Source organism: Paenibacillus sp. BGI2013 (assembly GCF_002843485.1).
Classification (GTDB): Bacteria; Bacillota; Bacilli; order Paenibacillales; family Paenibacillaceae; genus Paenibacillus; species Paenibacillus amylolyticus.
This window is the reverse complement of sequence record NZ_PJFA01000009.1, coordinates 250,636-263,641: the sequence shown is the minus strand read 5'-3', so window position 1 is coordinate 263,641 and position 13,006 is coordinate 250,636. Positions and strand designations below refer to the sequence as shown.

Below are 13,006 nucleotides of genomic sequence, written 5' to 3'. Positions count from 1 at the left end.
ATTGTTATAAATTGCTCTGGTGAGGGTAATAACAAAACGAGGCACAACGAAGTGCCAATGTACTGCAAGACCCGATTTTATAAAGAAAGTTCGAACACGGAAAGGAGAACATACGTTATGAGTAAAGTTGCTTTTTTATTGGCGAATGACTTTGAAGATTCGGAGATGCAGGTCCCGTATGACGAAGTAAAAAAAGCTGGACATGAAGTAGAGATTATCGGATTAAAAGCCGGTGAGACCCTTAAAGGTAAAGGAGGAAAGGCCTCCTATACCACAGATAAGGCGATTGGTGATGCATCCGCTTCAGATTATGATGCAGTCGTGATTCCTGGTGGATCATCCCCTGAGAATTTGCGAAGTGATGCGCACATCTTGAAATTTGTCACCGAGATCAACAGTGCGAAGAAACCAATTGCTGCGATCTGTCATGGTCCGCAAATTTTGGCTAGTGCCGGTCTGTTGAAAGGCCGCACCATTACATCCTATCCACCACTTAAGGATGATATGGTAAACGCAGGAGCAAAGTTCAAGGATCATGAGGCCGTTGTGGATGGAAACTATATTACATCCCGAACGCCTGAAGATGAGCCAGCGTATGTACGTGAACTGCTAAAAGTTATATAACTTCAGCCAGTACAACTGACATACATTGATGTATCTTAACTACGTTACATCGTGGGGTTACCAAACTTCACGTTGCATCTCATTCCGAAAAAGGAGGGTTTGACATGACAAAACATATTCAGGCGTATTTTCGAACCGAGGACGAGGCAGAGGGAGCAAGAACTTCACTTCAGACGTTCCGTACAGAGCATTTGGAAGTAGGTCAACTGGATAGTGCGATAGGTAGAGACACGCGTGTTATGGTGCCACTGGTGCCTTATAATACAGCAGGTGGCGTAGGCACCAACGGAGCAATGGGTGTAGGTGCAGCCCCTGGTGTTCCAGCCAGCGAAAATGTGATCCCTGTGGTAGCCAATGTGGACCGTGATGCAGAACGGGATACTCGTGACAGAGTGAATGAGGATGGAGACCTGCTGAATGCTGCAGATGTGTCTTCGGCGGATTATAATGATCTGCATTATGTTCTGTCTGCCAAAGTAAGGGATGAGGATTATGACGAGATTGTTCATAAGCTTCGTTCCAACCATGCCTATGTGGAAGATTTGAATTAACGTGTAGATACTTCTTGGCCCTTGCACTGCTCGACTACACAGTCGAGTGATGTGCAAGGGCTTTTTGATCATGAGGATATTAAAAAAACTAATTTATAAAGCGCTATCATTTTTGTAATATTACTGTAATATTACATACATAAGCCTTTAACATAGTGGGCTTATAATAACACACATGACCCCCTTTTTTTATATATCCTTTGAGCCTGCACACCGTGTGCAGGCTATTTTTTTTGAGCTGAGAATGTGTATGTTTTGGGTAGAGCTTACCCCTTTATTCAATTTTTGCTAGAATAGAGAGATGGGTTTATATATTCTACAGCGAATTGTTTTCATAGTTGGGCTACATTGGACGGTAAATCTAGCTCCAGCGATTGGGTTCAGGCGAATCCAATCCTATGACAGAGAGTATGAGGAATTCATCGCCAGAGTGATCCGTCATATTCCAGATGAACATATACTCGCTGAAACGGCCCCGCCTTTTTTATATAAGTACGGGGCAGCGGTTTCTGCTTGATCGATGGAATTTGAAAGTAATATAGAATGCCTCGTTTGAGAAATGACACCTACAATGCTAAAGCAACAGAGTTCTCATGCGAATGGCTAGAGACAGATTTAAGGGGGAATTAGTTTTGAGTAAGATTGGAAGAAATGATTTATGCCCATGCGGTAGTGGGAAAAAATATAAGAAATGTTGTCTGAACAAGGAGTCCTCTGCAGTAGAATCCATACTGGGGATAATATCAACGGAGCAGCCGGTCCGGGAAGCCTCCATTCAGCCTGAGAGCAAACTGACCTTGACCAAGCTGAAAAAGATGGTGGCAAGCGATTTGAGATGGGAGCACCCGGCTCACGAACAGCTGGCCCTGCAGACTATTGAGAACATGAGGAACCAATATGAGCCAGAGGTAATTTTGGAAGCTCTGGTGTTATGGAACGGCTACTCCCGTCAGACCCGCCCTACTGTGAAGAAGACAGGCTCGTTCTCTGCTGCAATTGAGTTTTTGCTGTCCGAGGAATACGGCTTCAATGTCACAAAGGCTGAGCTGGCTGATAAATATGAGGTAACGACAGGCACGATCTCCCGGAAGGTTAAGGAGATGAATAGTTACATCGAAGAATACGGCATGGGCGGTGAAACGGACGAGCTATTGATGCTGAACGGTCCAGGCACATCGAAAGACAAAGCACAGGCTCTGCTGTCTAAGGCGAGGGAAGCGAGCTCTTCCAAACGGAGAGTACATCTGGCGGAAACAGCGCTGGAGATGTTTCCTGACAGCTCTGATGCGTATCTTATTCTAGCTGAGGAATCGGACAATGAGAATGATGCACGATCTTACCTCAAGGAAGGAATCGCTGCTGGCAAACGTGAACTGGGCGAACTGTTCTTTGAGGAGAACAAAGGGGACTTCTGGGGGCTTCATGAGACTCGTCCCTATATCCGGATATGCAAAAGTTATGCCGAATCCTGCTGGTTTGGCGGAGATACGAATGAAGCAGCACAGATTCTGGAGCATATGCTGGAGCTTAATACGGAAGACAATACCGGAGCACGTTACCTGCTCGCTGCTGTGTATTTGTACAGCAACCAATTGGAACAGGCAGAGCAATTGCTGGAGGAGTATGGAAGAGGTGACGCCGCAACGGCCTTTGCCTATGACAAGATCATTCTGGAATATAAGAAAAACGGAATCACCTCCCAGCTCAAAATGCTGTACCGTGTGGCCCGGGGTGTGAACAAACATGTGCCTGATTACCTGTTGGGTTTGAAACGGCTGCCGCATAACCTCCCTGACTTTGTCGGCATGGGCGACTCCGACGAAGCGATTGAATATGTCATTATGCATTCCCGTTTATGGGCGAGCGCGCCGGATCTGTTGAAGTGGATGCTGCAACAATAGAGAAATAAGAAGCGAATAGAAGTTGGAATTCATATGATGAATCCAGCTTCTATTATCCGTGATTTCTGTCACTCCCCCATCCGGTGCAGCGTGTTAGCAAAATTTTTTTAGAGCTATCTTTTCGTGTTAACCCTTGACTTTAGCACTGCGGTTCATTACAATCAGAAAATAATACGTTGACTATAGTCAATACAAGTCGATTTTTGAACTATATTACTGATTTGATGACGGGACCAAGTACTCCGTGCCCACATGACCAGAGAGGAATCCCCAGGCTGTAAGGATTCTCTTGATGAGCGGACGAATGACTTCCCCGAGAACAGACGGCGAACACAGCAGATATGATCTGTTGACCAGTAGCTGGCCTGCGCAGGACGTGCGTTACACGTAGAGCGGAATATCTGCTGATCACAGTGCCTTATGCAATGTTGAATCATCAGAGATCACCTGAACGGCTAAAGTGTCAGGTTTCCGGAATGTGGGTGGTACCACGGGTGAATGTATATTACACAATCTCTCGTCCCTTGTTTGCTGTATACACAGCGACAGGGCGAGGGATTTTTTTGTTATATAAGTTGATTTAAAAGAAATACACGAAAACGGAGATTGTAGAACCAAGCTGTAGAAGCGAAGCGTTCGCCTAAAAGCTTTCTGAAAGAAAGCTGCATCGGAAGCATATGCTATCCCCGGATTTCCACATTATAAAATTAATTCGAAAAATCTGGGGATAACAGCGATTGTAAGGTTGTTCTGCCCGCGCAGTGATCACGTGTAGAATTTTTTAACTTTTAGAGAAAAAAATCAATGCTGGAGGGATCAAGATGGCTTTTCAAAAACCGACTGGAACGCAGGACTTACTGCCTGGAGTTGTCGAGAAATGGCAGTACGTAGAAGAAAAAGCACGAGATCTGTGTCGACGGTTTAATTACCGTGAGATTCGCACACCGATCTTCGAACAGACTTCTTTATTTGTACGCGGTGTAGGAGAGACTACCGATATCGTTGAGAAAGAAATGTATACCTTTGATGACAAAGGCAATCGCAGCATGACTCTTCGTCCAGAGGGAACAGCAGGTGTTGTCCGTGCGTATGTAGAGAATAAAATCTACGGTGAACCGGATGTGAGCAAGCTCTATTACATCGGTCCGATGTTCCGGTATGAGCGTCCGCAGGCAGGCCGTCAGCGTCAGTTCCACCAGTTTGGTGTAGAAGCCATCGGTGCGCTGGACCCGGCAATTGATGCCGAAGTAATCGCACTAGGTTACCAGTTGTGCGTCGAGCTCGGCTTGAAGGATGTAAAAGTGGAGATCAACTCCGTTGGTAACTCAACCAGCCGTGCAGAATACCGCGAGACGTTACTTGGGTTCCTCAGACCGATGAAAGACAGCCTGTGCAAGGACTGCCAGTCCCGCATGGAGCGTAATCCGCTGCGTGTGCTCGACTGCAAAGTCGATCAAGACAAATTCGTTGGGGCACCGTCGATACTGGATAGTCTGGATGAAGAGTCTTTGAATCACTTTGCCAAGCTGCAGGCATACCTGGATGATTTCGGAGTGGATTATGCTGTGAACAATCGTCTGGTACGGGGCTTGGATTATTACACGCTAACTGCTTTTGAATTAAAAGCCCAAGGTATTGGAGCAATAGATACGGTTGGCGGCGGTGGTCGGTACAATGGTCTGGTTGGAGATATCGGCGGACCTGATCAGCCGGGCATCGGCTTCGGTATTGGTCTGGAGCGTATTCAACTGATTCTGGAGCACCAAAATATTGAGGTTAGTACGCTGGCTCCACTGGATGTGTACTTTGTTGCTCTGGGAGAGGCTGCTGATCGTGAAGTGAACCGTCTGTTGTTCAAACTTCGTCAGTCTGGACTGTCTGGGGAACGTGATTATCTGGGTCGCAAGATGAAAGCACAGATGAAATCAGCTGACCGTTTCAAATCCCGCTACACTGCCATCCTTGGTGATGACGAGCTGGAGCGTGGTGAGATCGCCCTCAAATCAATGGATACGGGTGAGCAACAAACCGTGAAACTTGATGACCTGGTAGCGACAATTCGCGAAGGTAAATAAGCACGAAGTGTTACATTAAGATCAAAACTTTCGAGTAAAACAATTGATCCGGCAAAAGTACTGAGGTTCACCGACGATTCCAATTAAGCGGAAGTTGGCGAGCCAGAGGTAACATGCCTTTTCGAATACATGGTCTACACGTAACCGGACTGTTGAAGAGCAGGTACTAACTGCCCACACAGAACGGAAATTCACATAATGAGGAGTTTGGTTATGAAAAGAAGTCATCATTGCGGCGCATTAACACCCGCACACATCGGTGAAACAGTAACATTGAACGGTTGGGTTCAGACCCGCCGTGACTTGGGGGGCGTACTCTTCATCGACCTGCGTGATCGCAGCGGGATTGTACAAGTTGTCTTTAACCCGGCTTATTCCGGTGAAGCTCTGCAAATCGCAGATCGCGTACGTAGCGAGTATGTTATCGCTGTAACGGGTAAAGTTGTTAAACGTGATGCAGAAACTGTTAATAAAAACCTGCCTACAGGCGAAATTGAAGTTCAAATTACAGAAATCGAAGTGCTGAACGCAGCTAAAACACCTCCATTCTTCATTGAAGATGGTGTCGAAGTTGATGAATCCCTTCGTTTGAAATATCGTTACCTGGACCTGCGTCGTCCGGAAATGTTTGAAACATTGAAACTGCGTTCCAAAGCATCCAAAGTGTTCCGTGACTACCTGGATGGAGAAGAGTTCGTTGAAGTGGAAACACCAATCCTGACCAAGAGCTCCCCGGAAGGTGCGCGTGATTATCTCGTACCGAGCCGTGTGCATGAAGGTGAATTCTTCGCCTTGCCACAATCCCCACAAATCTACAAACAATTGCTGATGGTTGGTGGCGTTGAGCGTTATTATCAGATCGCTCGTTGTTTCCGGGATGAGGATCTGCGTGCAGACCGTCAACCAGAATTCACTCAAGTCGACATCGAGACTTCTTTCTTGCAACAGGATGACCTGCTGCCAATGATGGAAGAACTGATGGCCAAATTGCTACGTGAAACCAAAGGAATTGAGCTGGAACTGCCTTTCCAACGGATTACGTATGCAGATGCAATGGGTAAATACGGTTCAGACAAACCAGATCTGCGCTTTGGTATGGAACTGGTTGAAATGAACGATATCGTAGCAAACAGTGGTGTGAAAGTATTTGCTTCTGTCATCGAAAAAGGTGGAGAAGTGAAAGTGCTGAACGCTAAAGGCTGTGGCACATGGAGTCGTAAAGAGATCGATGATCTCGGACCATTTGCTGCACGTTACGGTGCGAAAGGTCTGGCTTGGATTCAAGTGAAAGACGGCGAGTTCAAAGGGCCAATCGTGAAGTTCTTCACGCCTGAAGAAATCGAAGCTGTCAAAGAACGTACTGGTGCTGAAGATGGCGACTTGTTGCTCTTCTCCGCAGACACTAAAAAAGTGGTTGCTGACGTTCTGGGCGCATTGCGTCTGAAAATCGGCCGTCAACTTGGACTGATCGATGACAGCAAATTCAAATTTGCTTGGGTTGTGGACTTCCCACTCCTCGGATATGATGAAGATGCGAAACGTTATGTGGCAGAACACCATCCCTTCACACGTCCAAAAGACGAAGATGTACATCTGTTCGACACTGATCCGGGTGCAATCCGTGCTCAAGCCTATGACCTTGTTCTCAATGGTTATGAAGTAGGTGGCGGTTCAATGCGTATCTACAAACGTGATGTTCAGGAGAAAATGTTTGCTGCCCTTGGACTCTCTACAGAAGTAGCGAATGAGAAATTCGGCTATCTGTTGGAAGCTTTCGAATATGGAACTCCACCGCATGGTGGTATTGCCTTTGGTCTGGACCGCCTCGTGATGTTGCTGGCGGGCCGCACGAATCTGCGTGAAACGATTGCCTTCCCGAAAACGGCAAGTGCAACGGATCTGCTCATGAATGCACCATCCGAAGTGGATGACTCACAATTGGAACAACTGCATATCCGCGTAGCCCGTAAACCGGTAGCGGAAAAGAAATAAAGGAGGCATCGATTCTCAATGCTCCATCAATTTTCAAGAACAGAACTTGCGATCGGACCTGAAGGTCTGAACACATTGAAGAATAGTACAGTCGCTGTGCTCGGTATTGGCGGCGTAGGTGGAATTGCTGTAGAAGCTCTTGCCCGTAGCGGCGTTGGGCGTATCATCCTGATTGATAAGGACGTCGTGGACATCACCAATATTAACCGCCAGATTCATGCTCTGACTACGACAGTGGGGCAGAAAAAAGCGGATCTGATGGTGGAACGTGTGAAACTGATCAATCCGGAATGTGATGCAATTGCCCTGAATATGTTTTACACGGAAGAAACATATGAGGAATTGTTCAAATATGATCTGGATTATGTGCTGGATGCATCCGACACGATTATCTACAAAATCCATCTCATTAAAGAGTGCCTGAAACGTAAAATTCCGATGATTTCGAGTATGGGTGCGGCGAATAAAATGGACCCGACGAAATTCCAGGTTGCAGATATTTCGAAAACGACCATGGACCCGATTGCCCGTGTTGTGCGTACGACACTTCGTAAAGACGGCATCAAAAAAGGTGTGAAAGTGGTCTTCTCGACTGAAAAGCCGATGAAACCGCGTGAGGATGTAACACAAAAAATCGTTCCCGAGAATGCTCCGGAAATTCGCAAGGCTAAACAGCCACCTGCGAGTAACTCATTTGTGCCTCCGGTAGCCGGACTGATTATGGTCAGTGTTGCGATTAAGGATTTGTTAGAAATTGCAGAGAACAAGCAGCTGTAACTTGTTTCCAACTGAAGAAGCGTGGATGCTGATAAGGCATCTGCGCTTTTTTGTGTGATCATACTTCGCAAGAGAGGAGCGGATGGGACGTCAATCGTCTATGATAGCCGAACTGTATTCCTAGATAAATGTCAGAGTTACGTCATGTACTTCAAAGTCAAAACCGTGTATGATATTCACTGCTGCGCGAAATGATGATACATACATAAAGAATTTGCGGCTACAGAGAGGGGAATAGAACGAAATGAAACACGGATGGATGACCAGACGTCTTGGCATGGAGCCAGGAGACCAGTGGAAGAAGGAAGTTGTGGCGGGAGCCATTTCCTATTTTGCCGTGGTCTATATCGTTATGGTCAATGCTACAATTCTTTCCGATGCCGGGATGCCTTTGCAGGCAGCTATGGTTGGAACACTGCTGACGTCCATTGCAGGATGTTTGCTCATGGCATTTGGCGGAAAATCACCGATTATCGTGGTACCCGGAATGGGGATTAATGCATTTTTCACGTATACACTTGTACATTCCATGAAATTAAGCTGGCAAGAAGCGCTGGCTGTTGTAACCGTTACAGGTATACTGTTTGCCATTGTTGCGTTTACGTCACTATACAAAATGATCAGCGAAGCAATCCCGAAAAATCTGCAGCATGGCATTACGGTCGGGATTGGTTTGTTTCTGACATTTATCGGTTTGCAAAAAAGTGGAATCGTTATCGCACATCAGACCACGTTTGTTGCGATTGGGCATTTCAATGATCCCAATGTCATTACAGCCTGCGTTACGCTGGTGCTTGCCTTGATTTTATTTATACGTAACGTACAGGGTGGACTTCTGATCAGTATTCTGGTCGGGACAGGCCTTGCCTATGTACTTGGTGCAGTGAACCCGGGTGAGTCCGTATCAGCTATGGATGCGCTGCGTCAATACGGCGGCTTGTTTGGCGAATTATCTTTGATGAAACTGGCTGATGTCGCATTCTGGATCGCGGTATTTTTGCTACTGCTAATTGTGGTGTTCGAAAATATCGGATTAATTACCGCTCAGACACAGATGATTGGTCGTCCAGAGCGGTTCAAAGGAAGTCTACGCGCACTATCCATTAGTACCGTATTGGCAGGCGTATTCGGAAGCAGCCCTCCAGTTGCTGCAGCCGAGACTACAGCCGGAATTGCAGCAGGCGGTCGCACAGGTTTGACTCCGCTCGTTACAGCCGTGTTATTCGGGGCTACTTTTTTCTTCATCCCACTGCTCGGTTACATTCCGGACAGTGCAATTGCACCCATTTTGATCATTATTGGTGGCCTGATGGTACAAGGTGTGAAAGATATGGATTTTGGTGACTTCACAGAGGCATTCCCGGCATTTCTGATCATGGTCATGATTCCATTTACATATAGCATCGTGGACGGTATGGCGTTTGGATTTATTGCCTATCCATTAGCGAAGCTGGCAGCAGGTCAAGGTAAACAGGTGCCTGTGGTCATGTATGGCATTTCCATCCTCTTTTTAGCCAACTTTGTGTTGCATGGAGTTTTGTAATAACAAAAGGCAACGTCATGTAAGTTCATACGTATGATCTCTGGTGAGCAGATGGAGAACGGGAGGAACGGGAATGGAAGAGCAGCAACAAACAGGGCAGAATGAACCGAAGGTAGGAAAAAAGGGATTTAAGGATTTCGTCAAGCTTATCGCTTCCACGAACCCGCCAAAACTGATCTTGATTCTGGCCCTCATCTTAACCCTGATTCAAACTACAGCCGGACTGATCGTGCCATTGATGACCAAAGGTCTGATTGATGGATTAACCACTTCGGCATTGAACAAATCTGTTATTTTGTTATTGCTTGGGGCATTTGTGATTCAGGCGATTGCCTCGGGTATTAGCATTTATATGTTAAATTACGCCGGACAACGCGTCGTCGCAACACTTCGCACCAAGCTGTGGAACAAGGTATTGTCGCTACGAATGCCGTATTTCGACCGCAATCGTACAGGCGATACGATGAGCCGGATTACGAATGATACAAGCCAGATCATGACGTTGATCGCGGATTATCTGGTTTCCTTTGTATCCAACATCGTTGCTGTTGTGGGTGGCGTGGCATTACTATTTTACTTGGATTGGGTGATGTCGCTCATTATTCTGAGTCTGGTGCCGCTTACGCTGTTGATTCTGTTGCCGGTGGGTAAGAAAATGTACAAGATCTCCAAGAAGCAGCAGGATGAGATGGCTGGTCTTACGTCCGTGCTCAGTCAGGTTATTGGCGAGATCCGCTTGGTGAAAGCTTACGGAACGGAGAAACAGGAAGTGGAAGCAGGAGATTCCCGGATTCGTAAAATGTTTGCTTTTGGCTTGCAGGAAGCGCGCATTCTTGCTCTGATCGGTCCTTTGTTTACATTTGTCATGACTGCCGTTCTAGTCGTTATTCTGGGTGTGGGGGGAATGCGCGTAGCGTCTGGACTGTTGTCGCCTGGTGAACTGGTTGCGTTCATTTTACTGTTGTTCCAGGTCATTATGCCAATGGGACAATTCACGACGTTATACTCCCGTTTGCAAAAAGTCGTAGGTGCAACGGAGCGCATACAAGCTATTCTTGCCGATGAGGAAGAGCCACATGACAGCACTAAGGTAGCGCCAAAAGGAAATGAGACGATTGCATTCCATGATGTACATTTTTCCTATGTTACAGGTGAGGAAGTGTTGCACGGAATCAATTTGACGGTACCTACACAAAAAGTGACAGCCATTGTCGGTCCAAGCGGTAGCGGCAAATCAACACTGTTCTCTTTGATGGAGCAGTTTTATATGCCCGATTCAGGCCATATTTCATATGGGGGACAAGCCATAACAGATTATTCTTTGGCCTCCTGGCGCAGCAAGATTGGGTATGTATCTCAGGAAAGTCCACTTATGGCGGGTACGATCAAAGACAACATCACGTACGGATTAGGTCGTGAGGCCACGATGGATGAGATCCGACGAGCTGCTGAGATGGCCTATTCTGCCGACTTTATCGACAAGCTGCCACAGGGCTATGACACGGAAGTGGGCGAGAGGGGAATCAAGTTATCCGGGGGCCAACGTCAGCGGATTGCTATTGCTCGTGCCTTACTGCGCAGTCCGGATATTCTTATGTTGGATGAAGCGACATCCAGTCTGGACAGCACCTCGGAGTATGAAGTACAGCAAGCATTGTCCAATCTGATGGAAGGAAGAACTACGATCGTGATCGCGCACCGATTGTCCACAGTGGTGGATTCCGATCAGATTGTTGTATTGGAGCATGGGCATGTTACCGGAACAGGAACGCATACGGAATTAATTAGCAATCATCCGGTATACCGTGAGTTAGCTCAAAAACAGTTTGTGGCACAGGAAGGCAATGCAACTACAGTACAAAACGAAGAGTAATTCTCATTAATACAGGGTCTCCGTAATACCCATGAGGTATTTCAACGGAGATCCTTTTTCTTTTTCTAAAATTCCTCATATTGACAGTAAGACCAACATACTCTATATTATAGATACCGACCGTTGGTATGTATAAGGAGGAACTTATGGCCAGAAATAAATATCCTGAGCAGACACTGGACCTGATTCTGACTGTCTCAACTCAAATGTTTACCGAAAAGGGATATGAAAAAACCAGTATTCAAGACATTATAGATGAATTAGGTATGTCTAAAGGTGCGATATATCATCATTTCAAATCCAAGGAGGATATCCTTAGTGCAGTGATGGAGAAGGAGCTCGGGCGGGCAGAAGACATGTTTATGGAACTCATCCAGAACACGCATGCTCCGAATGCCAGACAGAAGCTCATCAGTATTTTGGAAAATATTATCGTTGATCCTGGAATTCAGTCCAACTCAATTGATCAGGTTCTTAGCACTCAGATCAAGAATCCGCAGTTTGTTCTTGGAGGGATCAGAAAAGGTGTTCTGAAGGATGCACGAATTATTGCCAATATTATGGAACAAGGCAAGGAAGATGGGTCCATTTCAGTCGAATATCCGCTGGAGTGTGCTGAAATCTTCATGCTGCTTGTTAACATTTGGATCAACCCTTTTCTATTTGGCAGAGATCAGGAGCAGACATTGGAAAGGCTTAAGTTTTTGCAACACATGATGAAGCTCTTGGGAGCAGATATCGTTAGCGAACAGCTCATTCAGCGAATTACGAATCGCCATGCCAGCACAGGAGGCTATGCGGAGGCGGAATAAACATATACCTGATTGTTTGAAATGGAGAGGGAAAAGATGTTGAAAAGTAGTGAGCTTGCCATATGCAAGAGCATAGACATTGATCAACCCATTCATGATATACAGTTAAATTGGTTGTCAGGAGATATCAGAGTTCTTCCGAGTGTGGATGAACTGATTCACGTTATGCAATATGCGGATGCGTGCTTTTCCAAGCGAAGGCTGATGCAAGTTAACATACGAGGGGATACCTTAAGCATTGTAGACGGGAGAAAAAGGAGAGGCCTCGTTGGAATAAATATTGCTAGAACAGCATTGGAGATTCAGCTTCCTGATCGGGTTTTTGATCGTATTTTACTAAACTCCACAGGAGGACAACTCCGGTTGAATCGGCTTCTGGCCACTCGCTGTCAATGTAAGATCACCTCAGGTAGTGTAGACCTATCAGGGAGGATGGATGAGCTTGAACTGTGTGCATTGGCATCGATAGTGAAAGGGCAGCACCTTAGTGCAGATAAGCTTAATCTTCAATCCAGTTCAGCCAAGATCGACATATCAGGGGAATTCCGTCACTTGCAGTATACAACTACAGGCAGAGGATTGAATATGGATTGTCTCAAGATGCCGGAGAGCTTGCATTCCGTATCCACAGGATCAAAAGTAGTGGTTTCCATTCCAGATAACGAAGGTTTCCGAATTTTACTTAAAAGAAGATCAGGAGCGTTAAAAAGCGAATTTGATTTGACTCCCCTTCATGGGGACAGCAACTGTCTAATACACAAAAGTGGAAAAAGTGAATTCCAAGTGGATATTCGAGGAGGAGCTTTTCATCTAAAATCCAGGAAATGAGAGACTGTTCGTGTGTACTGAAAACAAAGG

Annotated in this window: 10 protein-coding genes; all 10 read left to right on the top strand. The window is 46.1% G+C overall.

The genetic code is table 11. The features are described 5' to 3' along the window. The first annotated feature begins 117 nt into the window (after positions 1 to 117). Positions 118 to 624, top strand: a complete 507-nt coding sequence (locus CXK86_RS21850; protein WP_076252961.1) for a type 1 glutamine amidotransferase domain-containing protein — start codon at positions 118 to 120, stop codon at positions 622 to 624. Between the two features lie 104 nt (positions 625 to 728). Further along, positions 729 to 1,175: a hypothetical protein gene (locus tag CXK86_RS21845; protein ID WP_076252960.1), complete on the top strand. Its 447-nt coding sequence runs from the start codon at positions 729 to 731 to the stop codon at positions 1,173 to 1,175. A 632-nt stretch (positions 1,176 to 1,807) separates the two neighbouring features. Then, positions 1,808 to 3,076, top strand: a complete 1,269-nt coding sequence (locus CXK86_RS21840) for an SEC-C metal-binding domain-containing protein (protein ID WP_076252959.1) — start codon at positions 1,808 to 1,810, stop codon at positions 3,074 to 3,076. Positions 3,077 to 3,897: 821 nt separating this feature from the next. Continuing rightward, complete coding sequence (gene hisS, locus CXK86_RS21835) at positions 3,898 to 5,151, top strand: histidine--tRNA ligase (protein WP_076252958.1); 1,254 nt, start codon at positions 3,898 to 3,900, stop codon at positions 5,149 to 5,151. 213 nt (positions 5,152 to 5,364) lie between these two features. Then, positions 5,365 to 7,143: an aspartate--tRNA ligase gene (aspS, locus tag CXK86_RS21830; RefSeq protein ID WP_036616911.1), complete on the top strand. Its 1,779-nt coding sequence runs from the start codon at positions 5,365 to 5,367 to the stop codon at positions 7,141 to 7,143. Positions 7,144 to 7,161: 18 nt separating this feature from the next. Then, positions 7,162 to 7,920 (top strand): tRNA threonylcarbamoyladenosine dehydratase, encoded by a 759-nt coding sequence (locus CXK86_RS21825; protein WP_076252957.1) that lies wholly within the window; start codon positions 7,162 to 7,164, stop codon positions 7,918 to 7,920. A gap of 244 nt (positions 7,921 to 8,164) precedes the next feature. Continuing rightward, entirely contained in the window at positions 8,165 to 9,463 is a 1,299-nt protein-coding gene (locus CXK86_RS21820) for an NCS2 family permease (protein ID WP_036616916.1), read from the top strand. Positions 9,464 to 9,536: 73 nt separating this feature from the next. After that, positions 9,537 to 11,336 carry an ABC transporter ATP-binding protein gene (locus CXK86_RS21815; protein ID WP_076252956.1) on the top strand — a complete coding sequence of 600 codons (1,800 nt, stop codon included), beginning with the start codon at positions 9,537 to 9,539 and terminating at the stop codon, positions 11,334 to 11,336. A gap of 146 nt (positions 11,337 to 11,482) precedes the next feature. Then, entirely contained in the window at positions 11,483 to 12,148 is a 666-nt protein-coding gene (locus CXK86_RS21810) for a TetR/AcrR family transcriptional regulator (protein ID WP_076252955.1), read from the top strand. A 21-nt stretch (positions 12,149 to 12,169) separates the two neighbouring features. Beyond that, the gene (locus tag CXK86_RS21805) at positions 12,170 to 12,976 is read left to right on the top strand and encodes a DUF4097 family beta strand repeat-containing protein (RefSeq protein ID WP_127551062.1); all 807 of its coding nucleotides are present in this window, start codon (positions 12,170 to 12,172) and stop codon (positions 12,974 to 12,976) included. Positions 12,977 to 13,006: the final 30 nt, after the last annotated feature.

Bases quoted from the DNA above. Each gene is read 5' to 3' on its own strand.
- CXK86_RS21850 (WP_076252961.1), top strand. From the start codon at position 118: ATGAGTAAAGTTGCTTTTTTATTGGCGAATGACTTTGAAGATTCGGAG.
- CXK86_RS21845 (WP_076252960.1), top strand. From the start codon at position 729: ATGACAAAACATATTCAGGCGTATTTTCGAACCGAGGACGAGGCAGAG.
- hisS (WP_076252958.1), top strand. From the start codon at position 3,898: ATGGCTTTTCAAAAACCGACTGGAACGCAGGACTTACTGCCTGGAGTT.
- aspS (WP_036616911.1), top strand. From the start codon at position 5,365: ATGAAAAGAAGTCATCATTGCGGCGCATTAACACCCGCACACATCGGT.
- CXK86_RS21825 (WP_076252957.1), top strand. From the start codon at position 7,162: ATGCTCCATCAATTTTCAAGAACAGAACTTGCGATCGGACCTGAAGGT.
- CXK86_RS21820 (WP_036616916.1), top strand. From the start codon at position 8,165: ATGAAACACGGATGGATGACCAGACGTCTTGGCATGGAGCCAGGAGAC.
- CXK86_RS21815 (WP_076252956.1), top strand. From the start codon at position 9,537: ATGGAAGAGCAGCAACAAACAGGGCAGAATGAACCGAAGGTAGGAAAA.
- CXK86_RS21810 (WP_076252955.1), top strand. From the start codon at position 11,483: ATGGCCAGAAATAAATATCCTGAGCAGACACTGGACCTGATTCTGACT.
- CXK86_RS21805 (WP_127551062.1), top strand. From the start codon at position 12,170: ATGGAGAGGGAAAAGATGTTGAAAAGTAGTGAGCTTGCCATATGCAAG.